Origin of the sequence: Streptomyces violaceusniger Tu 4113 (genome assembly GCF_000147815.2) — a bacterium.
GTDB classification, from domain to species: Bacteria; Actinomycetota; Actinomycetes; order Streptomycetales; family Streptomycetaceae; genus Streptomyces; species Streptomyces violaceusniger_A.
Map to the genome: position 1 here is coordinate 8,006,315 of NC_015957.1, position 24,032 is coordinate 8,030,346.

The 24,032-nt window shown below is 70.8% G+C and carries 25 protein-coding genes; 10 read left to right on the forward strand and 15 right to left on the reverse strand.

Annotated features, from left to right (window positions below; all coding sequences use genetic code 11):
* Positions 1–32: 32 nt before the first annotated feature.
* The 3 genes from STRVI_RS49105 to STRVI_RS32675 all read left to right on the forward strand — a co-directional run bounded on the left by STRVI_RS49105 (position 33) and on the right by STRVI_RS32675 (position 1,957).
* Complete coding sequence (locus STRVI_RS49105) at positions 33–272, forward strand: DUF5302 domain-containing protein (protein WP_014059838.1); 240 nt, start codon at positions 33–35, stop codon at positions 270–272.
* Positions 273–932: 660 nt separating this feature from the next.
* Entirely contained in the window at positions 933–1,280 is a 348-nt protein-coding gene (locus STRVI_RS32670; RefSeq protein ID WP_014059839.1) for a lamin tail domain-containing protein, read from the forward strand.
* Positions 1,281–1,441: 161 nt separating this feature from the next.
* Entirely contained in the window at positions 1,442–1,957 is a 516-nt protein-coding gene (locus STRVI_RS32675; RefSeq protein WP_014059840.1) for an ATP-binding protein, read from the forward strand.
* Here STRVI_RS32675 and STRVI_RS32680 read toward each other — a convergent pair.
* The gene (locus tag STRVI_RS32680) at positions 1,922–2,497 is read right to left on the reverse strand and encodes a TetR/AcrR family transcriptional regulator (protein WP_014059841.1); all 576 of its coding nucleotides are present in this window, start codon (positions 2,495–2,497) and stop codon (positions 1,922–1,924) included. The genes STRVI_RS32675 and STRVI_RS32680 overlap by 36 nt on opposite strands.
* A gap of 117 nt (positions 2,498–2,614) precedes the next feature.
* On the opposite strand from STRVI_RS32680, the gene STRVI_RS32685 reads away from it, so the two are divergent.
* From STRVI_RS32685 to STRVI_RS32700, 4 genes are all read left to right on the forward strand, one after another.
* Positions 2,615–3,562, forward strand: coding sequence for a DMT family transporter (locus STRVI_RS32685; protein ID WP_014059842.1), 948 nt, complete (start codon positions 2,615–2,617; stop codon positions 3,560–3,562).
* A gap of 150 nt (positions 3,563–3,712) precedes the next feature.
* Positions 3,713–4,930, forward strand: a complete 1,218-nt coding sequence (locus tag STRVI_RS32690) for a TerD family protein (RefSeq protein WP_043240580.1) — start codon at positions 3,713–3,715, stop codon at positions 4,928–4,930.
* A 63-nt stretch (positions 4,931–4,993) separates the two neighbouring features.
* On the forward strand, positions 4,994–5,272 hold the full coding sequence (locus STRVI_RS32695; RefSeq protein ID WP_014059844.1) for a hypothetical protein: 279 nt from the start codon (positions 4,994–4,996) through the stop codon (positions 5,270–5,272).
* Entirely contained in the window at positions 5,272–5,670 is a 399-nt protein-coding gene (locus STRVI_RS32700; RefSeq protein ID WP_014059845.1) for a DNA-binding protein, read from the forward strand. The genes STRVI_RS32695 and STRVI_RS32700 overlap by 1 nt, the downstream gene beginning before the upstream one ends.
* On the opposite strand, the gene STRVI_RS32705 is transcribed toward STRVI_RS32700, so the two are convergent.
* From STRVI_RS32705 to STRVI_RS32715, 3 genes are all read right to left on the reverse strand, one after another.
* On the reverse strand, positions 5,590–6,711 hold the full coding sequence (locus STRVI_RS32705; protein ID WP_078505489.1) for an LLM class flavin-dependent oxidoreductase: 1,122 nt from the start codon (positions 6,709–6,711) through the stop codon (positions 5,590–5,592). The genes STRVI_RS32700 and STRVI_RS32705 overlap by 81 nt on opposite strands.
* Positions 6,712–6,785: 74 nt before the next feature.
* Complete coding sequence (locus STRVI_RS32710) at positions 6,786–8,243, reverse strand: alkaline phosphatase PhoX (protein ID WP_014059847.1); 1,458 nt, start codon at positions 8,241–8,243, stop codon at positions 6,786–6,788.
* Between the two features lie 1,108 nt (positions 8,244–9,351).
* Positions 9,352–10,908 (reverse strand): hypothetical protein, encoded by a 1,557-nt coding sequence (locus STRVI_RS32715; RefSeq protein ID WP_014059849.1) that lies wholly within the window; start codon positions 10,906–10,908, stop codon positions 9,352–9,354.
* 441 nt (positions 10,909–11,349) lie between these two features.
* On the opposite strand from STRVI_RS32715, the gene STRVI_RS32720 reads away from it, so the two are divergent.
* Positions 11,350–13,176 carry an endonuclease/exonuclease/phosphatase family protein gene (locus tag STRVI_RS32720; protein WP_014059850.1) on the forward strand — a complete coding sequence of 609 codons (1,827 nt, stop codon included), beginning with the start codon at positions 11,350–11,352 and terminating at the stop codon, positions 13,174–13,176.
* A 171-nt stretch (positions 13,177–13,347) separates the two neighbouring features.
* On the opposite strand, the gene dapD is transcribed toward STRVI_RS32720, so the two are convergent.
* From dapD to STRVI_RS32775, 11 genes are all read right to left on the reverse strand, one after another.
* Positions 13,348–14,337: a 2,3,4,5-tetrahydropyridine-2,6-dicarboxylate N-succinyltransferase gene (dapD, locus tag STRVI_RS32725; RefSeq protein WP_014059851.1), complete on the reverse strand. Its 990-nt coding sequence runs from the start codon at positions 14,335–14,337 to the stop codon at positions 13,348–13,350.
* Between the two features lie 81 nt (positions 14,338–14,418).
* Complete coding sequence (locus STRVI_RS32730; protein WP_014059852.1) at positions 14,419–14,988, reverse strand: TetR/AcrR family transcriptional regulator; 570 nt, start codon at positions 14,986–14,988, stop codon at positions 14,419–14,421.
* On the reverse strand, positions 14,988–15,308 hold the full coding sequence (locus STRVI_RS32735) for a DMT family transporter (protein ID WP_014059853.1): 321 nt from the start codon (positions 15,306–15,308) through the stop codon (positions 14,988–14,990). The genes STRVI_RS32730 and STRVI_RS32735 overlap by 1 nt, the downstream gene beginning before the upstream one ends.
* 108 nt (positions 15,309–15,416) lie before the next feature.
* Positions 15,417–15,752 (reverse strand): metal-sulfur cluster assembly factor, encoded by a 336-nt coding sequence (locus tag STRVI_RS32740; protein WP_014059854.1) that lies wholly within the window; start codon positions 15,750–15,752, stop codon positions 15,417–15,419.
* On the reverse strand, positions 15,749–16,213 hold the full coding sequence (gene sufU, locus STRVI_RS32745) for a Fe-S cluster assembly sulfur transfer protein SufU (protein WP_014059855.1): 465 nt from the start codon (positions 16,211–16,213) through the stop codon (positions 15,749–15,751). Before sufU ends, STRVI_RS32740 begins: the two co-directional genes overlap by 4 nt.
* 11 nt (positions 16,214–16,224) lie before the next feature.
* Entirely contained in the window at positions 16,225–17,481 is a 1,257-nt protein-coding gene (locus STRVI_RS32750) for a cysteine desulfurase (RefSeq protein WP_014059856.1), read from the reverse strand.
* On the reverse strand, positions 17,478–18,242 hold the full coding sequence (gene sufC, locus STRVI_RS32755) for a Fe-S cluster assembly ATPase SufC (protein WP_014059857.1): 765 nt from the start codon (positions 18,240–18,242) through the stop codon (positions 17,478–17,480). Before sufC ends, STRVI_RS32750 begins: the two co-directional genes overlap by 4 nt.
* Before the next feature lie 7 nt (positions 18,243–18,249).
* Complete coding sequence (locus STRVI_RS32760) at positions 18,250–18,573, reverse strand: non-heme iron oxygenase ferredoxin subunit (protein WP_014059858.1); 324 nt, start codon at positions 18,571–18,573, stop codon at positions 18,250–18,252.
* Positions 18,570–19,739, reverse strand: coding sequence for a Fe-S cluster assembly protein SufD (gene sufD, locus STRVI_RS32765; RefSeq protein WP_014059859.1), 1,170 nt, complete (start codon positions 19,737–19,739; stop codon positions 18,570–18,572). The genes STRVI_RS32760 and sufD overlap by 4 nt, the downstream gene beginning before the upstream one ends.
* A 93-nt stretch (positions 19,740–19,832) precedes the next feature.
* Positions 19,833–21,254 carry a Fe-S cluster assembly protein SufB gene (gene sufB, locus STRVI_RS32770; RefSeq protein WP_014059860.1) on the reverse strand — a complete coding sequence of 474 codons (1,422 nt, stop codon included), beginning with the start codon at positions 21,252–21,254 and terminating at the stop codon, positions 19,833–19,835.
* Positions 21,251–22,051: a helix-turn-helix transcriptional regulator gene (locus tag STRVI_RS32775; protein ID WP_014059861.1), complete on the reverse strand. Its 801-nt coding sequence runs from the start codon at positions 22,049–22,051 to the stop codon at positions 21,251–21,253. Before STRVI_RS32775 ends, sufB begins: the two co-directional genes overlap by 4 nt.
* A gap of 206 nt (positions 22,052–22,257) precedes the next feature.
* Here STRVI_RS32775 and STRVI_RS32780 point away from each other — a divergent pair, with 206 nt between their 5' ends.
* Positions 22,258–23,184 carry an ABC transporter ATP-binding protein gene (locus tag STRVI_RS32780; protein ID WP_014059862.1) on the forward strand — a complete coding sequence of 309 codons (927 nt, stop codon included), beginning with the start codon at positions 22,258–22,260 and terminating at the stop codon, positions 23,182–23,184.
* Positions 23,181–23,954, forward strand: coding sequence for an ABC transporter permease (locus STRVI_RS32785; RefSeq protein WP_014059863.1), 774 nt, complete (start codon positions 23,181–23,183; stop codon positions 23,952–23,954). The genes STRVI_RS32780 and STRVI_RS32785 overlap by 4 nt, the downstream gene beginning before the upstream one ends.
* Positions 23,955–24,032 lie beyond the last annotated feature (78 nt).

Below are 24,032 nucleotides of genomic sequence, written 5' to 3' on the forward strand. Positions count from 1 at the left end.
CTGTGTCCACCATTCGAGTCCAGGAGGTCACCATGACTGCAGAGTCTCAACCGCACGAGGGTTCTGAGCCGGCCGATGCCGAGAGCCCTTCCCTGGCGCCCGGCGATGACGGCCAGTACGACCTGAAGCGCAAGTTCCGGGAAGCTCTGGCGCGCAAGCGCGGCACGCAGACGGACGTCGCCGCAGGCGCCGCGAACACAACGTCGAAGGTCCACGGCGCTCACGGCCCGGCTGCGAGTCAGCGATCGTTCCGGCGCAAGAGCGGCGGCTGATTCCAGACTGACGGTCAGGTTGCACTCGGCGTGACTCGGTCCGGCCGTGGTGATTCGGACCGTGTCCTGCCGAGTGAGCCGTGGGGGCGGCCGCCGGTTCCACATGCGTGCGTCTGCGGAAGGACTACGTCCACCGCCCGGAGCACCAGCAACGGCACGACTGCGAGCACGGCAACGTGCACTGGTACTGCTGCGGCAATCCCTCTCGAAGCCCGGGCTGCCGGTGCCCTGTGGTCGCGCCAAGTGGCGGCGAAACAGCTCTACGAGATGATGTGGCCGCTTATCGAGCATCTATCCCATTAGCATGTATTATGCGGAGTCGCTCTCTGAACTGCTGTTAGGGACTCGGCCCCGGCGCGACGGGGTGTGCACCGGTTGGCGCGGGGAGTGCGCGTCGATGCCAGTAAGGGCTTGTTGTCTACTTGTTCAACGGGTCGGTGTATCGGTCAGCGAATGGCAGAGCCACGTCGAACGCGGATGCATGCCATACACAGCGGACAGTTACGGAAATATCCGCCTTTAGTAACATGAAGCGGCAGTCCTGGGTGCGGGCGCAGGAGTGCTCCACAGTGATGGTCCTCGGCCCGCTGGGGCCGGGAACCGCACCGCACGGCCGATTCCGGAAAAGGGCGCGGCCTGCATGTCTTGAGGGAGCGTCACATGTCTGCTTCTGCCATCACCCGTCGCATGACGGCCGCCGCGCTCGCCGCCGGCGCCCTGGTCGGCGCCGTCAGCGTTTCCGCCTCAGCCGACGACCACCTGGGCCGTCACCGCCACTGGCCCCACCACTCCGCGGTCGTGATCAGTGGCGTGCAGGCCGACAGCCCCGGCTGGGACGACGGCTCCAACCGCTCGCTGAACGCCGAGTGGGTCGAGGTCACCAACACGTCCCGCCGCGGCATCAGCCTGGAAGGCTGGACCCTGCGCAACGCCGACGGCGACCGCTACCGCTTGACCTGCACGCCGAAGCTCTTGATGAACTCCCCCGAGCCCCTCACCGTCCGGTAACTCCGGCCGCCCCGCACTCGCCATGTCCCATCACCTCCGCCGCGCCGACCGCAGGTCACGGCCGACAACCCCGACACCAAACCCGCCGCGCCCCTACAGACACGCTCCGTGGTTGCGCGCTTCCTGGTCAGGCTAGGCACGTCCCCGCAAGGCTCGTGCCCATGACGAGCGAAAATGCCCTCTCACGAGGTACGCCGCAGGGACAACCAACGCCCGCACCCGGTGAGTTCGCCATGCGCTTCACCTCGACTCCGCGCGGTGCGCGCCTCGCTCGGCGGCTCGTGTCGCACCGGCTCGCCCAGTGGGGCTACCCGTACGATTCCGGCCCCAACGAGACCACGACCCTGATCGCCAGCGAGCTGGCCGCCAATGCCGTACGCCACGGCCGCGTCCCGGGGCGGGACTTCCACGTACGGCTGACGGCACCCTTGGACGACGCCCCCGGGACGATCCGTATCGAGGTGTCGGACACGCGTACCGAGAAGCGGCCCACGCTCACCGCCGCCGCACCCGACGCCGAAACCGGACGCGGTCTGTATCTCGTCTCGCGGCTCGCCGAGCGCTGGGCGGTCGGACCCCGGTCCGGCGGCGGGCCCGGGAAGACCGTGTGGGCCGAGATCGCGACCGAGCACAAACCCGGGTCAGACCCGGGCCCGCTCCAGCGCCCGCACGGCTAGCCGCCGCGCGATGCCTACCGCGTCGGCGACCACCGACAGCCCGTTCAGCACCGTGGCGCCCTCGTGGAGCAGCAGCAGCTCGTCCGCAAGTTCGTCGGGGGCCGTCACGCCCGCCTCCTCGCACAGTTGCCGCAGATATCCGCGCAGCCATCGTTTCTGGTCGGCGATCACCTGCCGGGCCGGATGCCCGGCGTCCGGCAGTTCGGCCGCCGCGTTCACGAAACCGCAGCCGCGCGGGTTCTCGCGGGCCACCCAAAGCGCGAGCGCGTCGAACGTGGCCAGGGCGCGGTCCGCCGGGGGCGACTTCTCGACCTCGGCGGTGAGCCACGCCCGCCACCGCTCATCGCGCTCCCGCAGATACGCGGCGACCAGGGCCTCCTTGGAGCCGAACCGGTCGTACAGCGTCTTCTTCGTGACGCCGGAGCGCTTGGCGATGAGATCCACGCCGACCGCGTTGATCCCCTGCCCGTAGAACAGCTCGGCGGCGGCGTCGAGGATGCGGCGCGCGGCCGGGGTGAGCACTCCCGTGGGCGCTTCCATGCCGTGATCACCTCCGGGTCGGGGTTGACGTATATACCGATCTGTTTAGTCTAGTGGATGAGGGACTAAACAGATCGGTATACCCGGAGCAGACCCCAACCGGAACGAGGACATCCCATGCCCGTCAGCGCCGCCGTCACCGCCATCGGCCTCGTCGTCATGTGGAGCTCCGGCTTCATCGGAGCCGAGCTCGGCACCCGGGAGGCCCCCGCCGACACCCTGCTGATGTGGCGCTTCCTCGCCGCGGCGGCGATCTTGGGGGGCGCCTGGGCGCTGTTCAGGCGCCGCCGATTGCGCCCACGCGCCCTGGCCGAGCAGGCGGCGATCGGGGCGCTCTCGCAGGGCGGCTATCTCGGCGGGATCGTCTGGGCGGTCGGGCTCGGCGTGCCGTCCGGCACCGCCGCGCTGATCGCCGCGTTGCAGCCGCTCGCGGCCGGCGCGCTGGCCGGGCGGCTGCTCGGGGAGACGGTCAGCCCGCGCCAGTGGGCGGGGCTGACCATCGGGCTCGGCGGGGTCGCGCTGGTCGTCCAGGGCGATCTGTCGGCGGGCCCGACCGCCGCGCCGACCTGGGCGTACGGGCTGCCCTTCGCCGCCATGGCGGCGCTGCTGGCCGCGAGCTTCCTCGAACGCAGGGCGCGGGCGCCGCTCGCCCCCGTGGACGCCATACCGCTCCACTGCCTCGTCAGCGCCGTACTGTTCACCGGGGTCGCCCTCGTCGGGGGCCATGCCGCGCCCCCGACGGGCGGGGGCTTCTGGGCCGCGGTGGCGTGGACGGTGCTGCTCTCCACGGTCGGCGGGTACGGCTTCTACTGGCTGAGCCTGCGCCGCAACGGCGTCACCGGCACCAGCGCGCTGATCTACCTCACGCCCCCGACCACTCTGGTGTGGGCCTACGCGATGTTCGGGGACGCCCCCGGGTGGACCGCCCTCGCGGGCATGGCGGTGTGCGTGATCGGCGTGACGGCCGCCACCGTGCGCCGCCGCCCCGATCGGTCGGCGCGACTCGCGGAGGAGCCGGTCCGCGATCGGGCGGTGCCGCGGGTCCCGGCCGAATGGGCCGAATAGGCCGAACAGGCCGAACAGGCCGAGTAGCGCGCGGCGCGACGCGTCCGGCAGACCTCACGGGCGATCGCGGCAGGGCAGGTCTTGACGGAAGTCAGACGCAGGTCAAGGAACCGTAAAGCGGGGACGTTCGTTACCCCGGGCATGACCGCTATGACACCCGGCTCGAACCTCCCCCTCTCCGTCGCGCGCGTGGCGGTTGACGTCACCGCTCCGGTGCGGCTCGACGTATCGGGCCTGCTGCTCACCGCCAACGGCAAGGTGCGCTCCGACGACGACTTCGTCTTCTACAACCAGCCCGCAGGACCCGGGGTGACCCATCGCGCCGGGGCGGCGGGCGCGGGCGACACCATCACGGTGGACACCGCCGCCGTCCCCGCCGACATCGAGAAGATCGTGGTGACCGCGAGCCTGGACGCCGCGGGAGCGACGTTCGCGGGCACCGAGCCGACCGCCACCGTGCGCGGCGCCGACGACGGCGCGGTGATCGCCTCCTTCACCCCGCCGCAGCTGGGCAACGAGACCGCGCTGGTGATCGTGGAGGTCTACCGGCGCAATGGGGCGTGGAAGGTGCGCGCGGTCGGACAGGGGTATGCCAACGGTCTGGCGGGCATCGCCACCGACTTCGGGGTGTCGGTCGAGGAGCCCGCCGCGCCTGCCGCCCCCGCCGCCCAGGCGCCGGCCCCGCCGAGCGGCCCGCCCGCCGGTTTCCAGCCCCCGCCGCCCATGCCGACCGCCCCGCCGGCCGCCGCACCGGCCGCGCCGCCCGCCGCCGCCCCGGCCCCGGCCACCGGGAAGATCAACCTGGACAAGGGCCGCGTCAGCCTGCAGAAGAACCAGACGGTGTCCCTGGTCAAGGGCGGCCGCCCGTTGCTCAGCTCCGTGAGGATGGGCCTGGGCTGGGAGCCCGCCTTCCGCGGCAAGGACATCGACCTGGACGCGTCCGTGATCGCCTTCGGTGTCGACCGTAAGAAGATCGACGCCTGCTTCTTCGGCAAGCTGGCCATCCTCAACGGCGCCATTCAGCACTCCGGCGACAACCTCACCGGTGAGGGCGGAGGCGACGACGAGTCCATCACCGTCCACCTCGGCGGCCTCCCGCCCGAGGTCACCGCCCTGGTCTTCACGGTCAACTCCTTCTCCGGCCAGAAGTTCACCGATGTGGCCAAGGCGTACTGCCGCCTGCTCGACGCCCAGTCCGGCGAGGAGCTGGTCCGCTTCGACCTCACCCACGCCGAGCCGCGCACGGGCGTGATGATGGCGAAGCTGATCAAGCAGTTCTCGGGCGAGTGGGAGATGACCGCGATGGGTGAGTACGTGGATTCACGCACCGTGCGCGGCATGGCCAAGCCCGCTGGCAAGGCCCTCTGAGGATCGCTCGGAGCGCCGAAAGGCGACCCACTGTTCTATTAGTTCTTGTATTAGAATGGAGACATGAACGAGGAAGCCACTTACGGAGTCGGCGAAGGGCCGGCCTCGAACGTCTCGGTGAGTCTGCACGCGGGCAACATCGCGGCCGTGCGTGCGCGGGTCGGCAAGCGCGGATTCTCCGCCTACGTCGACGCAGCCGTACAACGGCAGATTGAAAGGGACAATCTCGCCGAGCTGACTGCGGCATATGAGGCCGAACACGGGCCGCTGAGCCGTGCCGAGGTCGACACGGCGCGGGCACTCCTCCGCGGGGATGAGCCCGCCTCCAAGACCGCCGCCTGATGGGACAAGGCGGCACCCTGGTACTGGACAGCGAGGGGCTGTCCAAAGCCGTCCTCAACGACGATCGCGTGATGGCGCTCATCCGTGGCGCCGAGGAAGAAGACATGAGAGTGGTGGTGAGCGTCCTGACTCTCGTGGAAGCTCACCACCGCCGAGTGAACGGCGCGCGCTTCCGGTGGGTTGTGTCCCGGCTCACGGTCGAGCCGGTCACCGAGGACATCGGCCGGGGAGCGATCGATCTCCTCGCGGAAGCAGGTCTGCACGGGCACAAGTACGCCATCGACGCGGTGGTGGCCGCCACCACACGGCGCGCCCCCTCACCTCAGGTGATGCTCACCTCGGATCCCGAGGACATGCGCATGCTCTGCGAGGGCCGCGTACGCATCGTCAAGGTCTGAGCCCGCCGCGCACGGCTCCGCCTCTGTGGATGCGGTGGACAGCCCCATCACGCGGGCCAGGCGCCGGTAGGAATCCAGCAGGGCCTCGCGGTCGTAGGTGCTCGTCGTGATCAGCACCTCGTCGGCGTCGCTGCGCTCGATCAGCTCGTCGAGCGCGGCGGCGACCTCGTCCTCCGTGCCGTACAACTGGCCGCGCAGGCCCCGCTCGTAGAAGCCGCGCTCCTTCTCGGTCATCTCCCGGGCCTCGATCTCCGAAGCGGGAGCCAGCGGCGGGAAGGCGCCGTGGGTGCGGGAGTAGGCCATCGCCCATGCCTCGGGGAGCAGCAGCCTGCGGGCCTCTTCCGCCGTGCCGGCGACCGCGACATTGCCCGAGACGACGACGTACGGGGCGGAGGACCACGCCGAGGGGCGGAAGCCCGCGCGGTAGCGGTCGATCGCGCGCAGCATCTCGTCCCGGCCCCGCAGATCGCCGATCACCAGGGACAGCCCGGCCCGCGCCGCCAGCTCCGCGCCCGCGCCGGTGGCCAGGACGAAGACTGGCAGCCGCAGCCCCTCCGCCGGGTGGGCGTGGACCTGGGGGTAGGCGCCCTGCTCGCCGGTGAACCAGCCGAGCAGCTCGTCCAGTTGGGCGCCGAAGTCCTGCGCGGCGTCCTTCTCGGTGCCCAGGGCGCGGCGGATGCCGTCGGTGAAGCCGACGGAGCGGCCCAGGCCCATGTCGATCCGGCCCGGGAAGAGGGATTCGAGCACCCCGAACTGCTCCGCCACCACCAGCGGGCGGTGGTTCGGCAGCATCACGCCGCCCGTGCCCACCCGGATGCGGACCGTCGCCGCCGCGACGGCGGACGCCAGCACCGTGGGCGCCGAACCGGCGACGCCGGGCACGCTGTGGTGCTCGGAGACCCAGAAGCGGTGATAGCCGAGAGCCTCGGCCTGCTGGGCGAACCGTACGGTGTCGCGCAGCGCCTGCGACCGCTCCCGGCCCTGGCGGGTGCGGGAGCGGTCCAGGATGGAGAAGGGGGTGGTGCGCAGGCGTGAGGTCACCCTCACGTCAACGCATCCCCCGGCCGGGAGGATTCCCCCCGGCCCTGTCGTCACTTCGGCCTGATCGACCTGCGTCAGCGCTGGCGGCGCCAGGGGCCGGTGATCGCGAGCATGATGCCCGGCACCTGGATGTTGGCGAACAGCGTCGATCCGTCGGGCGAGAAGACCACGCCGGTGAACTCGCTGAACTCCGGCTTCTCCGCCGTGCCGATGTTCAGGTCGTTGCGCGCGATCGGGTACGTCCGGCCGTCCTCGGTGGCGCCGAAGAGGTGCTGGATGCCCTCGCCGTCCTCGGCGATGACCAGACCGCCGTACGGCGAGACGGTGATGTTGTCCGGGCCGTCGAAGGCGCCGTCCTTCGACGGGTCGGGGTTGACGCCGAGCAGCACCTTGAGGGTGAGGGTGCGGCGCTTGGGGTCGTAGAACCAGACCTGGCCGTCGTGCTGGACCGGGCTCTCCTCACGGGCGAACGAGGAGACGATGTACGCGCCGCCGTCGGCCCACCACATGCCCTCGAGCTTGCGCGCCCGGGTGATCTCGCCGTCCTTGAACTGCTTGCGCACCGACACGGACTTCGCGTCGCGGTCCGGCACCGGCTCCCAGTCCACGCCGTAGACCGTGCCGGTCTTGGTGGCGCGGGACAGGTCGTCCACGAAGTTGCCGCCCGAGTCGTAGCACTTGGGCGCCTGGAGCACGCCCGCGTCGTCCTTGAGCGTGTGGAGCTTGCCGCGGCCGTGCTCGAAGCCGTGCGGCGGCGCCCAGCGGTAGAGGAGCCCGTTCGGGCCGGAGGCGTCCTCGGTGAGGTAGAGGTGACCGCGCTTGGGGTCCACGACGACGGCCTCGTGGGCGTACCGGCCCAGAGCCTTGATCGGCTTCGGGTCGCGGTTGGCCTTACGGTCGTGCGGGTCGACCTCGAAGACGTAGCCGTGGTCCTTGGTCATGCCGTGCTGGCCGGCCTTGTCCTCGGTCTCCTCGCAGGTCAGCCAGGTGCCCCAGGGGGTGCGGCCACCGGCGCAGTTGGTGGCGGTGCCCGCGATGCCGACCCACTCGGTGACATGGTCGCCGTGCTTGGAGACCTCGACGACGGTGCAGCCACCGGAGGCCGCCGGGTCGTAGACCAGCCCCTCGATCAGCGGGACCGGGTGCGGCCAGTCGCTGCGGGGACCGGCCAGCTCGTGGTTGTTGACCAGCAGCGTCGCACCGCGCGAGCCCTCGAAGGTGGCGGTGCCGTCGTGGTTGGACGGGGTGGACTCGCCGGACTCCAGCTTCGTCTCACCGGTGCGGGTGATGATCTTGTAGCGGAACCCCTTGGGCAGCGCCAGGATGCCCTTGGGGTCCTCGACGAGCGGACCGTAGCCGAGCGACGCGCCGCCGTGACCATGGTGGCCCGCGACGCCCGCGTCGCCCGCGTCGGTCGCCTCAGCGGCGAGCGCGCCGGGGGCGGTGGCGAGCACCCCCGCGCTTCCGACCAGGGCTACCCCGGCCCCGGCGGACGCGGAACGCTTCGCGAAGTCTCTTCGGCTGAGCGACATGTCTTCTCCTGAACGCAGGATGGTGTCCTCCGACTGCGGCCATACGTTCCCGTCCCAGCCCGAACATCAGTTGAACGGAGCGCGACATCAAGGGACGAATGACCGCCGACCCCTTATACGGAGCGTAGGCCGATACGGCTCTGGGCAGCGCTCAACTTTCCGGCCACGCGGCGGGGGCGGGCCCCTCGCGGGCCCGGCGCCCTACGAGGGGTCCGGCGCGGCGGACGGGCGTGCCGCCCGGCGGCACGCCCGTCCAGCGGGCAGACGCCCGCACCGGGCCGCGACACGCAAGCGCCACGCGGGCCCCGGGACGGGGCCAGCCCCGCCCACGTCCGCGCCCGCGTCGGGGTGCGCCCGACGGATCTTTCCCCTCCCCGCCCCTTCCCGATACCAAGGGCTCCGCCCCTGGACCCCCGACTCTGGGGCGAAGCCCCACCACGCGGCGGAGCCGCACACCGATGCCGCAGGAAGGCACAGGGACGGCAACAGCCGACCCGACCCCGCCCGCCACCAGGGCTCCGCCCCCGAACCCCGGAGTCCAGGACAGAGCCCCACCACACGACGGAGCCGCACACCGATGCCACAGGAAGGCACAGGGACGGCAACAGCCGACCCGACCCCGCCCGCCACCAGGGCTCCGCCCCCGAACCCCGGAGTCCAGGACAGAGCCCCACCACACGACGGAGCCGCACACCGATGCCACAGGAAGGCACAGGGACGGCAACAGCCGACCCGACCCCGCCCGCCACCAGGGCTCCGCCCCCGAACCCCGGAGTCCAGGACAGAGCCCCACCACGCGGCGGAGCCGCACACCGATGCCGCAGGAAGGCACAGGGACGGGAACACCCTGCCCGACCGCGCCCGTTACCAGGGCTTCGCCCCTGGACCCCGGCGTCTGGGGTCTGGGGCGGAGCCCCAGTTTCGGGAAGGGGCGGGGAGGGGAACAGCCCCGTCGCAAGCGGCACGATCCGGCGGATATCCGCACCGGGCCGGGCGGGCGTTCCGGGAAAACGCCACGGGTCGGCCCGGGCCACGGGTCGGCCCGGGCCACGGGTCGGCCCGGGCCACGGGTCGGCCCGGGCCGCGGGTCGGGCCAAGACCCGCGTGGCTATGCCCTTGAGCGGGCCTTGAAGGCGGCCTTGCGGGCCTCCTTGGCGGCCTGCTTGTCCGGGTGCAGGCGGCCCATCGCCTCCAGCACCTCCGCGGTCGCCGGGTGGTCCACTCGCCAGGCCGAGTCGAAGAAGCTTCCGGACTGGTCGACCAGGCCGCGCACCAGATCCCGTAGCTCCGCCGAGTCGCCCTCGGTGGCGAGCTGGGCCGCGAGGGTGTCCACGGTCAGCCAGAAGACCATCGCCTCCGACGGCTCCGGGACGCCCGCCACCTCGTGCTCGGCCAGCCAGACCCGGGCCAGTCCGCCCAGGTGGCGGTCGTCGAGCACCTCGCGCAGCGCGGGCTCGGCCTCGGTTCCGACCAGCGAGAGGGTCTGCTGGCAGGTGAGGCGGCGCAGCGGTGCGCCCTCGTCGTCGCCGCGGGCGGCGGCCAGCAGCTCGCGGGCGGCCTCCTCGGGCGTGCGGCTGGCCAGCCACTGCTCGGCCTCGGCCTGGGCGGCGGGCTCAGGGTGGCTGGGGAGGGCGTCGAGCAGGATGTCGGCGCCCTTGTCGGCCAGGTCGCCGACGGCCGGGGCGTCGATGCCCGCCTCGATCATCCGGGCCCGTACGGCGTAGACGCCGAGCGGGGTGAGCCGCACCATGCCGTAGCGGGAGACGTCCTCGTCCTCGAGCTCCTCGGCCGTCTCGGGCTCCTGGATCCGGCCCTCGCCGTCGACCTCCTGGATCAGCGCCTCGTCCACCGGCTGGTAGTCGATCAGGCCGGTCGGGGCGAGCAGCCGGAACTGGTCGTCCAGCCGCACCATCGCCTCGGAGACCTCTTCCAGGATGTCGTCGGTGGGCTCGTCCATGTCCTCCGGGACGATCATGGAGGCGGCCAGCGCGGGCAGCGGTACGGAGGCCGCGGCGGCCTCCTCGTCCAGGGCGGTGAGCAGATAGAGGTTGCCCAGCACCCCGTCGAGGAACTCGGCCTCCTCCTCCGGGTTCCAGTCGATCGAGTCGAGGTCGAGTTCAGCGCCCTCGCTGATCTGGGCGGCGATGTCGCCCAGGTCGGGGGCGGCGGCGTCGGCCAGCACGGTCTCGAAGCCGTCGAGCCAGATGTCCAGGATGTCGCGGGGGCCGCCCTCGGTGATCAGCCGCAGTTCCTCGCCGCTGATCGCGAGGGCGGAGAACTCGTCCCCGAGCGGCGCCTCGCCGTCCGCGCGGTCGCCGTCACCCTTACCGTCACCGTCGCCGTCGCCGTCGGACTCCGTAGCCGCCGCGGCGCCCGACGCCTCCTCGGATTCGTCGATCTCGACCAGCCCGGTGTCGACGGCGAGCTGCCACGCCTGCGCCGTGTGCTCGGGCCCGTCCTCGTCCCCCGCGAGCCCCAGCAGCTCGATCGCCGCCCGCAGCTCGCCCTCCGGCAGCACGCCGCCCGACGCCACCGGCTTCCCCGGCTCGGCCCAGCGGGCGAGCCGGACCGCGCGGGCGAGGAGCGGCGCGGCGAGTGCGTCCCGCGCGAGTTCCGCGTCGGTGCGAAGCCGCACGGGCGGCATGGTGGGGCGCTCTTCTGGCATGGGCGGACGTCACTCCTCGGGGCGCGGAAGTCGCGGGGCTGTGGGGCTATAGGGCTATGGGGCTGTGCGGGGGCTATGGAGCTATGAGGCTACGGGTCTCAGGACCCCGCTGTGGAGCCATGGGGGTACGGATATGCGGGTGTACGGGCACGGGCGCCACGGCACGGCCCGGACCCCAGCGTAGACGGAACGGGACGGCACTTTCGTCCCGATGTGGTCCAGCGCCCGATCCCGCACCGCGGCAAGCGGTGAATTCGGCCGGCGGGCTCCGGAAACCGGCCGGGGCGAGGGGGCGGGCGGCGCCCCCTGGTTCATGCCCCCGCCCCGCTCCCGCCATCCGCAAGCCACCCGTCCTGTCTTGACAACTTCCCTGCCCAGGAAAGAGATTGACGCGCGTAGAGGCGATTTCCTCGCCGTTCACTCCTTCCGGAGGCCACCACCATGTCCCTTCGCGCACCGCGCGGACCCGTCGCCGTCACCGCCGTCGCCGCCTCCGCCCTCGCGGCCGGGCTGCTCGTCGTGCCCTCGTCGGCCTCCGCCGCCGGGATCCGCATCCATGACATCCAGGGCAGCACCCGGATATCCCCGCTCGCCGGACAGCAGGTGACCGAGGTCCCCGGCACGGTCACGGCGATACGCGCCTTCGGCTCCTCGCGCGGCTTCTGGATCCAGGACACCGAGCCCGACCGGGACGCGGCCACCAGCGAGGCGATCTTCGTCTTCACCGGATCGACCACGCCCTTGGTCGCCGTGGGCGACTCGGTGGTGGTCTCCGGGACGGTGTCCGAGTACTACCCGGGCGGCAAGGACGCCGGTCTGCAGTCGCTCACCGAGATCTCCAAGGCGACCTGGACGGTCCGGTCCCCCGGCAACGCGCTGCCCGCCGCATACCGGCTCAACCCCGCCACGATCCCCGACCGCTACACCCCGGAGGCGGGCGGCGACTCCATCGAGGGGCTGACGCTGCGGCCGCGCTCGTACGCCCTGGACCGCTACGAGTCCCTGGAGGGCATGCGGGTCTCGGTCGAGAACGCCCCCGTGGTCGGCGCGACCAACACCTACAAGGAGCTGTGGGTCACCGCCGAGCCCCGCCACCAGCGGACCGAGCGCGGCGGCGCCCTCTACGGCTCGTACCGCGACCCGAACGCGGGCCGGGTGAAGGTGATCTCCCTCCTCCCCTACGCCGAGCACCCCTTCCCCGTCGCGGACGTCGGCGACGCGCTGACCGGCACCACGGCCGGGCCGCTGGACTACGACAACTTCGGCGGCTACACGCTCGCGGCCACCACGATGGGCGACCTGGCCGACCACGGCCCGAAGCGGGAGACCACCCGCAAGCAGAAGGCGGACGAACTCTCCATCGCCACCTACAACGTGGAGAACCTCTCCCCCAAGACCGCCCAGTCGAAGTTCGACCGGCTGGCCACCGGCCTGGTGGAGCACCTCGCCTCGCCGGACATCGTCGCGCTGGAGGAGGTCCAGGACGACAACGGCGCCACGAACGACTCGGTGGTGGGCGCCGACGCCACCCTGACGAAGCTCACCGACGCGATCAAGGCGGCGGGCGGCCCCTCGTACGAGTGGCGCCAGATCAACCCGGTTGACGACCAGGACGGCGGCCAGCCGGGCGGCAACATCCGCGTGGCGTTCCTCTACAACCCGGAGCGGGTCTCCTTCACCGACATCCCCGGCGGCGACTCCACCACCCCGGTGACGGTCGAGAAGAAGGGCGGCAAGGCCGCGCTGTCGGCCTCCCCCGGCCGTATCGACCCGGCGAACGGCGTCTGGAAGGACAGCCGCAAGCCGCTGGTCGGGCAGTTCTCCTTCCGCGGCCGCCCGGTGTTCGTGGTCGCGAACCACTTCAACTCCAAGGGCGGCGACCAGGGCCTGGACAGCCGCTTCCAGCCCCCGGCCCGCTCCTCGGAGACCCAGCGCACCGGCCAGGCCAAGACCGTCAACACCTTCGTCAAGACGCTGCTGAACGCCGACCCGAAGGCGGCGGTGGTCGTCGCGGGCGACCTCAACGACTACCAGTTCTCGCCCGCGCTGGCCGACCTCACCAAGGGCGGTGTGCTCACCGACCTGGTGACCCGGCTGCCGAGGGACGAGCGCTACGGCTATGTCTACAACGGCAATTCGCAGGTGCTGGACCACATCCTGACCAGCCGCGCGCTGCGCCGTGCCGACTACGACATCGTGCACATCAACGCCGAGTTCGCGGACCAGTCCAGCGACCACGACCCGCAGGTGGTGCGGGTGCGCCCCTGAGGGCGTCCTTCCGGGGTGCGGGGGCTGCTGCCCCCGCACCGTCCGGGCCGGACGGCACCGTTGTGGGCAATCGTCCCTCCCCCAGCCACCGCTGGGAGGTGCCCCCTGGCGGGCCGGTGGGCACAACGCCACCCACCGGACCGCACCCGGCGACGAAACCCGCGCCCCAACTCAGTTGTGGCTGTGCAGCGCCTCGTTCAGCCCGCCCCAGGAACCGGTGCGGGGCAGCGCCTCAACCGCGCCGGTGATGGAGTTGCGGCGGAAGAGGAGGTTGTCGGCGCCGGAGAGCTCCAGGGCCTTGGCGATCTTGCCGTCCGGGAGGGTGACGCGGGTGCCCGCCGTCACATACAGCCCCGCCTCGACGATGCAGTCGTCGCCGAGCGGGATGCCCAGGCCCGCCTCGGCGCCGAGCAGGCAGCGCTCGCCGATGGTGATCGTCTGCTTGCCGCCGCCGGAGAGGGTGCCCATGATCGAGGCGCCGCCGCCGATGTCGGAGCCGTCGCCGACCACGACGCCCGCGCTGATCCGGCCCTCGACCATGGAGGTGCCGAGCGTGCCGGCGTTGAAGTTGACGAAGCCCTCGTGCATGACCGTGGTCCCGGGGGCGAGGTGCGCGCCGAGGCGGACCCGGTCGGCGTCGCCGATGCGGACACCGGCGGGGACGACGTAGTCGGTCATCCGGGGGAACTTGTCGACACTGGTCACCGCCAGGTGCAGCCCCTCGGCGCGGGCGGCGAGCCGGGCCCGCTCCACCTGATCGGCGGCGACGGGGCCGAGCGAGGTCCAGGCGACGTTGGCGAGCAGGCCGAACTGGCCGTCCAGGCTCAGGCCGTGCGGCTTGACCAGCCGGTGGCTGAGCAGATGCAGCCGCAGATAGACGTCGTGCGCGTCCAGCGGCTTCTCGTCCAGCGAGGCGATGACCGTGCGGACGGCGACGACCTCGACGCCGCGCCGGGGGTCCGGCCCGACCGCCTGGAGAGCGGCCTCGCCCAGAAGCTGCGCGGTCCGCTCGGCGTCGAGCCGCTCGGTCCCGGCCGGGCCTGGCTCGGCGGCCGGCTCGGGGGCCGGGAACCAGGTGTCCAGAACGGTGCCGTCCTCGGTGAGGGTGGCGAGACCGGCGGCGACGGCGCCGGTGGGGGCGGTGGTGGATGCATCGGTCATGGTCAGAACGCTAACCGGAGGCGGGGCCGGGAGGCGAACCGGTCTCAGCGAGCGGTCCCGGGCGGCCGGTCGTCTGCGGTCTCAACCGGCGGGCGGCCCGTTGCCGCCGTCCACGCCCATGATCCGCGCCAGCGCCGCGCTCGTGCCCTCCCGGTCGTACGGGCGGTCCGCCAGCAGCACCTGCAGGGTCAGCCCGTCGATCAGAGCCACCACCGCGCGCGCCGTGGTCGCGTCGGGCACCAGTCGGGTCAGCATCCGGGCCATCTCGTCCAGGCACTCGGCGGCGAGCGGCCGCAGTCCCTCATGGCGCAGCGCGGCGAAGTACAGCTCGTACTCCAGCTCCATCCGCGCCCGGTCGCCCGTGAACTGCTCCCCCAGCCACCGGGCCAGCTCGTCCGCGGGCGGTGCGGCCGGATCGACTCCCTCCACCCAGTGCCTCACCTCCGCCAGCCACTCCGCGTTGATCTGGCGGAGCGCCGCGATCAGCAGGTCGTCGAGGGTCGCGAAGTGGTAGGTCGTCGAGCCCAGCGGCACATCGGCCGCGGCGGCCACGGCCCGGTGGCCGAGCCCCCCGATGCCGCTCTCGCGGACCACGGCGGCCGCGGCGTCGATGATCCGCTGCCGCCGCTCGGGGTCGTAGCGGCGCCCCATCAGTGGGCGCCGTTCAGATTGAGCACCACCACTCCGGCGATGACCAGCAGCACGCCGAGCACCTTGGCGGCGGTCATCGCCTCCCCCAGGAAGAGCATGCCGATCGCGGCGATGACGGCGGTCCCGGCCCCGGCCCATATGGCGTAGGCGGTGCTGACGGAGATGGTCTTGAGCGTGTGCGCGAGCAGCACGAAGGACAGCAGATAGCCCGCGCCGGTGGCCAGCGAGGGCCAGAGCCTGCTGAAGCCTTCGCTGTACTTCATCGAGGTGGTCGCCAGGATCTCGGCCAGGATGGCCCCGGAGAGCGTCACATATCCCATGCGTACAAGTGTACACAACGTTGCGTACGGACGTACGCAACGATCCACGAGATACGAAACGGCCCCCGCGCCGAAGCGCGGGGGCCGTTTCGACAAGCCCAGGAGCCGTCAGACGTTGAAGCCGAGGGCGCGGAGCTGCTCACGTCCCTCGTCGGTGATCTTGTCCGGGCCCCACGGCGGCATCCAGACCCAGTTGATCCGGAGCTCGTTGACGATGCCGTCGGTCGCGGACTTGGCCTGGTCCTCGATGACGTCGGTCAGTGGACAGGCCGCCGAGGTGAGCGTCATGTCGATCGTCGCGATGTTGGCGTCGTCGATGTGGATGCCGTAGATCAGCCCGAGGTTGACCACGTCGATCCCCAGCTCGGGGTCCACGACGTCGTACAGGGCCTCGCGGACCTCTTCCTCGCTGGCGGGCTTGGTGGTGGTCAGGTTGTCACTCATACGGTCTTCCCTCCGGCGGTCTCACCCAGTGCCTGTGCCGTCGCGTCCTTCCACGCCATCCAGCTCAGCAGGGCGCATTTCACCCGAGCCGGATACTTGGAGACACCGGCGAACGCGATCGCGTCCTCCAGCACCTCCTCCATGGCGTCGTCCGGCTCGGCCTTGCCCTTGGACTGCATCAGGTGCAGGAAGGTCTCCTGGATCCTGCGGGCCTCGGCCAGCTCCTTGCCCACCAGCAGCTCATTGAGCACGGAGGCGCTGGCCTGGCTGATGGAACAGCCCTGGCCCTCGTAGCTCACGTCCTCGATGGTGTCGCCGTCAAGCCGCACCCGGAGCGTGATCTCGTCACCGCAGGTGGGATTGACATGGTGTACCTCTGCGTCGCCGTCCCTCAGGCCCCGTCCATGGGGGTTCTTGTAGTGGTCCAGGATCACGTCCTGGTACATCGAATCCAGCTTCACGCGGCACGCCCCTACCCGAAGAAGTTCCGTACGTGCTCCAGGCCCTCCACCAAGGCGTCGACCTCGGCCGGAGTGGAGTACAGATAGAACGACGCTCGGGTGGTCGCCGGAATTCCATAGCGCAGGCATACGGGGCGGGCGCAGTGGTGGCCGACCCGGACCGCGATTCCCTGCTCGTCGAGCACCTGGCCCACATCGTGGGGGTGGATGTCGCCGAGGGTGAAGGAGATCGTGGCGCCGCGCTCCTCGGCCGTGGTGGGGCCGATGATGCGCAGGTCCGGCACCTCCAGGAGCCTGCCGACCGCGTAGTGCGTGAGGGCGTGCTCATGGCGGGTGATGTTGTCCATGCCGATCGAGGTGAGGTAGTCCACGGCCGCGCCGAGGCCGACGGCCTGGGCGATCGGGGGCGTACCGGCCTCGAACTTGTGCGGCGCCGGGGCGTAGGTGGACGAGTGCATCGAGACGGTCTCGATCATCTCGCCGCCGCCGAGGAACGGAGGCAGGTCCTCCAGCAGCTCCTGGCGGCCCCACAGCACACCGATGCCGGTCGGGCCGCACATCTTGTGGCCGGTGAAGGCCACGAAGTCGGCCTGCAGCGCCTGCACGTCCAGCAGCATGTGCGGGGCGGCCTGGGAGGCGTCGATCACCACGAGGGCGCCGACGTCCTGGGCGCGGCGGACGATCGCCTCGACCGGGTTGACCGTGCCGAGGATGTTGGAGACCAGCACGAACGAGACGACCTTGGTCTTCTCGGTGATGACCTGCTCTATCTCCGACAGGTCGAGCCGGCCGTCCTCGGTGAGGCCGAACCACTTCAGCTTCGCGCCGGTGCGCTGCGAGAGGAGCTGCCACGGAACGATGTTGGAGTGGTGCTCCATCTCGGTGATGACGATCTCGGTTTCCCGGTCCACCCGGTAGGGCTCGTCGGCCCAGCCGAGCATGTTGGCGACCAGGTTCAACGACTCCGACGCGTTCTTGGTGAAGATCACCTCGTCGCGGCTGGGAGCGTTGATGAAGGCGGCGACCTTGTCGCGGGCGCCCTCGTACAGCTCCGTGGCCTCCTCGGCGAGCATATGGACGCCGCGGTGCACATTGGCGTTGGAGCGCTCGTAGTAGTCGTTGAGCACGTCCAGCACCTGGCGCGGCTTCTGCGACGTCGCCGCGTTGTCCAGGTAGACGAGCTTCTTGCCGTCATGGACGACACGGTCCAGGATCGGGAAGTCCTTGCGGATCGCCTCGGTGTCGAGGAGGCCCGGCAACTGTGTCACTCGGACGCGCCTCCCTTCACGTACGCCTCGTAGCCCTCTTCTTCCAGCTTGTCGGCCAGCTCCGGGCCGCCGGACTCGGCGATCCGGCCCGCCGCGAAGACGTGGACGTGGTCGGGCTTGATGTACCGGAGGATGCGGGTGTAGTGGGTGATCAGCAGGGTGCCGACCTGGCCGGCCTCACGGACCCGGTTGACGCCCTCGGAGACCACCCGCAGCGCGTCGACGTCGAGGCCGGAGTCGGTCTCGTCGAGGATCGCGATGGCCGGCTTCAGCAGCTCGAGCTGGAGGATCTCGTGGCGCTTCTTCTCACCGCCGGAGAAGCCCTCGTTCACATTCCGCTCGGCGAAGGACGGGTCGATGTTGAGGCGCTCCATGGCCTCCTTGACCTCCTTCACCCAGGTGCGCAGCTTGGGCGCCTCGCCGCGGATCGCGGTCGCGGAGGTGCGCAGGAAGTTGGAGACGGAGACGCCGGGCACCTCGACCGGGTACTGCATGGCGAGGAAGACACCGGCGCGGGCGCGCTCGTCGACGGACATCGCGAGCACGTCCTCGCCGTCCAGCGTCACGGTGCCACTGGTGATCGTGTACTTCGGGTGCCCGGCAAGCGAGTAGGCGAGGGTGGACTTGCCGGAGCCGTTGGGGCCCATGATGGCGTGCGTCTCGCCCTGCTTCACGGTCAGGTCGACACCGCGCAGGATCTCGCGGGGGCCGCCCTCGGCGTCGACGGAAACGTGCAGGTCGTTGATCTCAAGCGTGGCCATGGGTGCCTCAGGACTCCTGGGTGACGGAGACGAGCACATCGTCCCCTTCGATCTTTACGGGGTACACGGGGATCGGGCGCGTCGCGGGGAGGGCGGACGGCTTGCCGGTGCGCAGGTCGAAGCTGGAGCCGTGCAGCCAGCACTCGATCTGGCAGTCCTCCACCTCGCCCTCGGACAGCGAGACGTTCGCATGCGAGCAGATGTCGTTGACCGCGAACACCTCGCCCTGGGTGCGCACCAGTGCCACGGGCACGCCCTCGAGCTCGACCCGCTTGGGGGTGTCTTCCTCGAGTTCGTCCAGCGCACAGGCGCGTACGAAGGTGTTGGTCATCCTACGGACGCCTCCAGCTCGGCCTCGATCTTGGCGATGAGCCGCTCCTCCAGATCGGGGATCCCGATCTGCTGGACCAGCTCGGCGAAGAAGCCGCGGACCACCAGACGGCGGGCCTCGTCGGCCGGGATGCCGCGCGCCATCAGGTAGAAGAGCTGCTCGTCCTCGAAGCGGCCGGTCGCGCTCGCGTGACCGGCGCCGACGATCTCACCGGTCTCGATCTCCAGGTTCGGCACCGAGTCGACCCGGGCGCCGTCGGTGAGGACCAGGTTCCGGTTGAGCTCGTAGGTGTCGGTGCCCTCCGCGGCGGCCCGGATCAGCACATCGCCGATCCACACCGCGTGCGCCTCCTTGCCCTGCAGCGCGCCCTTGTAGGCCACGTTGCTGCGGCAGTGCGGGGTGTCGTGGTCGATGAAGAGCCGGTGCTCCTGGTGCTGGCCGTTGTCGGTGAAGTACACGCCGTACAGCTCGGCCTCACCACCCGGGGCGCCGTAGACGACGCGCGGGTGGAGCCGCACCAGATCGCCGCCGAAGGTGACGACCACGGACTTGAAGGTGGCGTCCCGGCCGACCAGCGCGGTGTGCTGACCGACGTGGACCGCGGTGTCGTCCCAGTCCTGGACCGAGACCACGGTGAGCTTGGCGCCGTCGCCGATCAGGTACTCCATATTGGCGGCGACCGTGGCGGCACCGGTGTGGTCGATGACCACGACCGCCTCGGCGAAGGCGCCGACCTCGATCACCTGGTGGCCGAAGGCGGTGCCGCCCTCGCCGTGCACGGCGATCCGCACCGGCTCGGTGAGCACCGTCTCCTTGGGCACCGAGACGACCGACGCCTTCTCGAAGGAGCTGTACGCCTGGGCCGCCACCCGGTCCACCGGCTTGCCGGCCTTCCCCAGGCGTGCGTCGTCACGGCCCACGGTCTCGACCGTGACGCCCTCGGGGGCGGTCACCTCGACCTTGACGCCGCCGTCGGCGACAGCCGTGCCGTCGTGGAGACCGCGCAGCCGCTCCAGGGGGGTGAACCGCCAGTCCTCCTCGCGGCCATGGGGCACCGGGAAGTCGGCCACGTCGTACGACGCGGGCGCGCTCACCCGGGCATCGGTGGGCTGGCCCACCTGGATGACGCCGTCCGTGGTGGATCCGGCCGGGATGGTTTCAGCCATGGCTGTCGTACTGCTCTCTTTCTGCCTGATGGGCCTGAACGGGATGCCCGGGCGGAGGACGGAGCCCTCCGCCGGGGCCGGAAGGGGGTGGCGTCAGCCGACCGCGCCCTCCATCTGCAGCTCGATCAGCCGGTTGAGCTCCAGCGCGTACTCCATGGGCAGCTCGCGCGCGATCGGCTCGACGAAGCCGCGCACGATCATCGCCATGGCCTCGTCCTCGGACAGACCGCGGCTCATCAGGTAGAAGAGCTGGTCGTCGCTGACCTTGGAGACGGTCGCCTCATGGCCCATGGACACGTCGTCCTCGCGGACGTCCACATACGGGTAGGTGTCCGAGCGGGAGATCGTGTCGACGAGCAGGGCGTCACAGAGCACATTGGACTTGGAGCCCTCGGCGCCCTCGCCGATCTCGATCAGACCGCGGTAGGAGGTGCGGCCGCCGCCGCGCGCCACCGACTTGGAGACGATGTTCGACGAGGTGCGGGGGGCCATGTGGACCATCTTGGCGCCCGCGTCCTGGTGCTGGCCCTCGCCCGCGAAGGCGATGGACAGGGTCTCACCCTTGGCGTGCTCACCCATCAGGTAGACGGCGGGGTACTTCATGGTCACCTTGGAGCCGATGTTGCCGTCGACCCACTCCATGGTCGCGCCCTCGTAGGCCACGGCGCGCTTGGTGACCAGGTTGTAGACGTTGTTCGACCAGTTCTGGATGGTCGTGTAGCGGCAGCGGGCGCCCTTCTTGACGATGATCTCGACGACCGCGGAGTGCAGCGAGTCCGACTTGTAGATCGGCGCGGTGCAGCCCTCGACGTAGTGGACGTAGGCGTCCTCGTCGACGATGATCAGCGTCCGCTCGAACTGGCCCATGTTCTCGGTGTTGATCCGGAAGTACGCCTGCAGCGGGATCTCCACGTGCACGCCCTTCGGCACGTAGATGAACGAGCCGCCGGACCAGACCGCCGTGTTCAGCGAGGCGAACTTGTTGTCGCCCGCGGGGATCACGGTGCCGAAGTACTCCTGGAACAGCTCCGGGTGCTCCTTGAGCGCCGTGTCGGTGTCCAGGAAGATGACGCCCTGCTCCTCCAGGTCCTCACGGATCTGGTGGTAGACGACCTCGGACTCGTACTGGGCCGCGACACCCGCGACGAGGCGCTGCTTCTCGGCCTCCGGGATGCCCAGCTTGTCGTACGTGTTCTTGATGTCCTCGGGCAGGTCGTCCCAGGAGGCGGCCTGCTGCTCGGTGGAGCGGACGAAGTACTTGATGTTGTCGAAGTCGATGCCCGACAGGTCCGAGCCCCAGGTGGGCATGGGCTTCTTGCCGAAGAGCTTCAGGCCCTTGAGGCGGAGCTTGAGCATCCACTCCGGCTCGGACTTCTTCCCCGAGATGTCGCGCACGACGTCCTCGGAGAGGCCGCGCTTGGCCGAGGCACCGGCCACGTCGGAGTCGGCCCAGCCGTACTCGTAGTTGCCCAGGCCCTCAAGCTCGGGGTGAGCGGTCTCCGTGGGGAGAGTCATTCGGGGTTCCTCCCGGCCGTGCTGGCAGATGCGGTGGTGGTCTTGGTGGTGCTGGTGTCGGCCTTCTCGACCTTGCCGGTCTTCGGAATGAACGTCGTGCACACTCCGTCGCCATGGGCGATGGTGGCCAGACGCTGCACATGAGTTCCGAGCAGCTGGGAGAAGACCTCGGTCTCCGCCTCACACAGCTGCGGATATCGCTCGGCTGCGTGGGCGACCGGGCAGTGGTGCTGGCAGAGCTGTTCGCCGACCGGCGCGCTGCGCGCCGTAGCAGCGTACCCGTCCGCGGAGAGCGCGTCGGCGAGGGCTTCGGTGCGGCGGCCGGGGGCGGCGGCCTCGATGGTGCCGCGGTAACCCTCCGCCTGGGCGGCGAGCCTCGCGCGGGCGAACGCGGCGACCGCGGCACGGCCCGCCTCGCCGCCTCCGGCGCTCTGCTCGATCCAGTGCAGGGCGTCGACGGCGAGCTTGTCGTAGGCCTGGTCGAAGGCGTCGCGACCGCAGTCGGTGAGCGCGAAGACCTTGGCCGGGCGGCCGCGCCCCCGCGCCCCGTACACCCTCTTCTCGCGGGGCTCGACGACGCCGTCGGCGACGAGGGTGTCCAGGTGGCGGCGGACGGCCGCCTGGGTCAGCTCCAGCCGCTGGGCGAGCTCCGCCGCGGTGGAGGGACCGTGGTCGAGGATGGAGCGCGCGACCCGGTTGCGGGTGCCGTGCTGCTCTTCCGGCGCGGATGCGGGCGTGGCGGACCGCGCGGCCAGTTCGGCCGCGCGTTCGTTCGGAGCCTCGCTCGCGTATTTCACAACGCCATTGTTGCGTAATTCCCCGGCGCGGCACAAGCGGGGAGATCTGCAGGTCCGGTGCGGTACGTCACTTAGGTGTACCTAAGTCCGAGAGGGTCCCGCACCCCGGTTTCACCTGCGGCGACGCCTCTGCGGCCGGGCGGCGGGCACCACGGCTTCCGGCCCTGCCGCCCACAGGGGGCCCGGCGATTCGTAGACTGCCGGACATGCGAGAAGAGCCCGCGGTCGACATCGTCGGCCTGGTCAAGCGGTACGGCCCGAAGACCGCGGTCGACGGGCTCGACCTGTCCGTGGACCGGGGCGCCGTGACCGCCGTCCTCGGCCCCAACGGAGCCGGTAAGACCACCACCGTCGAGACCTGCGAGGGGTACCGCCGACCCGACGCCGGCACGGTCCGGATATTCGGGCTCGACCCGGTCGCGGACGCCCCCGCACTGCGCCCCCGGGTCGGGGTGATGCTTCAGTCCGGAGGCGTTTATTCCGGCGCGCGGGCAGAAGAGATGCTGCGCCACACCGCCTCCCTGCACGCGCATCCGGTCGACGTCGACCTGCTGATCGAACGGCTCGGCCTCGGCTCCTGCGGCCGGACCACCTACCGGCGGCTCTCCGGGGGCCAGCAGCAGCGGCTCGCGCTCGCCATGGCCGTCGTCGGCCGCCCCGAACTGGTCTTCCTCGACGAGCCGACCGCCGGACTCGACCCGCAGGCCCGCCGCGCCACCTGGGACCTCATCCGCGATCTGCGGGACGACGGGGTCACCGTGCTGCTGACCACCCACTACATGGACGAGGCCGAGCAGCTCGCCGACGATGTGGCGATCATCGACGGCGGCAAGGTGATCGCCCGGGGCACCCCCGAGGAGCTGTGCCGGGGCGGCGCCGAGAACACCCTGCGCTTCGGCGGCCGACCCGCACTCGACCTGGCCTCGCTCCTCAAGGCGCTGCCCGCCGACTCCACGGCCGCCGAGCTGACGCCGGGCTCGTACCGCATCACCGGCAAGGTCAACCCCCAGATGCTGGCGACCGTCACCTCCTGGTGCGCGCAGAACGGGGTGATGCCGGACCGGATCTCGGTCGAGCGGCACACCCTCGAGGACGTCTTCCTGGAACTCACCGGTAAGGAGCTGCGAGCGTGACCGCCACGGGCACTTTTCTCCCCAAGCCGGGGGCGGCCCCGCTCATGAGGATGATCCGGGCGCAGGCCGCGCTGGAGACCCGGATGCTGCTGCGCAACGGCGAGCAGTTGCTGCTGACCGTCGTCATCCCGTCCCTGCTGCTGGTGCTCTTCAGCACCGTCGACATCGTCGACACGGGCGCCGACGGCAGCACGGTGGACTTCCTTACGCCCGGTGTGCTGGCCCTTGCCGTGCTGTCCACCGCGTTCACCGGACAGGCCATCGCCACCGGCTTCGAGCGGCGCTACGGCGTGCTCAAGCGGCTCGCCGTCTCACCGCTGCCGCGGTGGGGACTGATGACCGCCAAGACCCTCGCGGTACTGGTCACCGAGGTCCTGCAGATCGTGCTGCTGACCGCCATCGCGCTGGCGCTGGGCTGGTCGCCGCACGGCGACCCGCTCTCCGTGGCGCTGCTGCTGATCCTCGGCACGGCGGCGTTCTCCGGCCTCGGGCTGCTGATGGCGGGCACCCTGAAGGCCGAGGCGACCCTGGCCGCCGCCAACCTGGTCTTCCTGCTGCTGCTCGTGGCCGGCGGGGTGATCGTGTCGCTCGACAAATTCCCGGGCGCGGTGCGCGGCGCGCTGGAGCTGCTGCCGATCTCGGCGCTCTCGGGCGGGCTGCGGGACGTCCTCCAGGACGGGGCCGGGATGCCGTGGCGGGATCTGGGGATCCTGGCGGTATGGGCGGTGCTGGGGCTGGGCGCGGCGGCGCGCTTCTTCCGCTGGGAGTAGTTTCCGGCGGGAGCAGCCTCCGCCGGGAGCAGCTTCCGCTAGGAGCAGCTTCCGCTAGGAGCAGCCCGAACACCTCTG

Excerpts from the sequence above, each read along its gene's own strand:
- sufC (WP_014059857.1), bottom strand. The coding sequence starts at position 18,242 with ATGGCCACGCTTGAGATCAACGACCTGCACGTTTCCGTCGACGCCGAG.
- STRVI_RS32695 (WP_014059844.1), top strand. The coding sequence starts at position 4,994 with ATGAACGAGGAAGCCACTTACGGAGTCGGCGAAGGGCCGGCCTCGAAC.
- STRVI_RS32700 (WP_014059845.1), top strand. The coding sequence starts at position 5,272 with ATGGGACAAGGCGGCACCCTGGTACTGGACAGCGAGGGGCTGTCCAAA.
- STRVI_RS32780 (WP_014059862.1), top strand. The coding sequence starts at position 22,258 with ATGCGAGAAGAGCCCGCGGTCGACATCGTCGGCCTGGTCAAGCGGTAC.
- STRVI_RS49105 (WP_014059838.1), top strand. The coding sequence starts at position 33 with ATGACTGCAGAGTCTCAACCGCACGAGGGTTCTGAGCCGGCCGATGCC.
- STRVI_RS32675 (WP_014059840.1), top strand. The coding sequence starts at position 1,442 with ATGACGAGCGAAAATGCCCTCTCACGAGGTACGCCGCAGGGACAACCA.
- STRVI_RS32720 (WP_014059850.1), top strand. The coding sequence starts at position 11,350 with ATGTCCCTTCGCGCACCGCGCGGACCCGTCGCCGTCACCGCCGTCGCC.
- STRVI_RS32680 (WP_014059841.1), bottom strand. The coding sequence starts at position 2,497 with ATGGAAGCGCCCACGGGAGTGCTCACCCCGGCCGCGCGCCGCATCCTC.
- STRVI_RS32670 (WP_014059839.1), top strand. The coding sequence starts at position 933 with ATGTCTGCTTCTGCCATCACCCGTCGCATGACGGCCGCCGCGCTCGCC.
- STRVI_RS32735 (WP_014059853.1), bottom strand. The coding sequence starts at position 15,308 with ATGGGATATGTGACGCTCTCCGGGGCCATCCTGGCCGAGATCCTGGCG.
- sufD (WP_014059859.1), bottom strand. The coding sequence starts at position 19,739 with ATGGCTGAAACCATCCCGGCCGGATCCACCACGGACGGCGTCATCCAG.
- STRVI_RS32730 (WP_014059852.1), bottom strand. The coding sequence starts at position 14,988 with ATGGGGCGCCGCTACGACCCCGAGCGGCGGCAGCGGATCATCGACGCC.
- STRVI_RS32685 (WP_014059842.1), top strand. The coding sequence starts at position 2,615 with ATGCCCGTCAGCGCCGCCGTCACCGCCATCGGCCTCGTCGTCATGTGG.
- STRVI_RS32690 (WP_043240580.1), top strand. The coding sequence starts at position 3,713 with ATGACACCCGGCTCGAACCTCCCCCTCTCCGTCGCGCGCGTGGCGGTT.
- STRVI_RS32710 (WP_014059847.1), bottom strand. The coding sequence starts at position 8,243 with ATGTCGCTCAGCCGAAGAGACTTCGCGAAGCGTTCCGCGTCCGCCGGG.
- dapD (WP_014059851.1), bottom strand. The coding sequence starts at position 14,337 with ATGACCGATGCATCCACCACCGCCCCCACCGGCGCCGTCGCCGCCGGT.
- STRVI_RS32715 (WP_014059849.1), bottom strand. The coding sequence starts at position 10,908 with ATGCCAGAAGAGCGCCCCACCATGCCGCCCGTGCGGCTTCGCACCGAC.
- STRVI_RS32740 (WP_014059854.1), bottom strand. The coding sequence starts at position 15,752 with ATGAGTGACAACCTGACCACCACCAAGCCCGCCAGCGAGGAAGAGGTC.
- STRVI_RS32760 (WP_014059858.1), bottom strand. The coding sequence starts at position 18,573 with ATGACCAACACCTTCGTACGCGCCTGTGCGCTGGACGAACTCGAGGAA.
- sufB (WP_014059860.1), bottom strand. The coding sequence starts at position 21,254 with ATGACTCTCCCCACGGAGACCGCTCACCCCGAGCTTGAGGGCCTGGGC.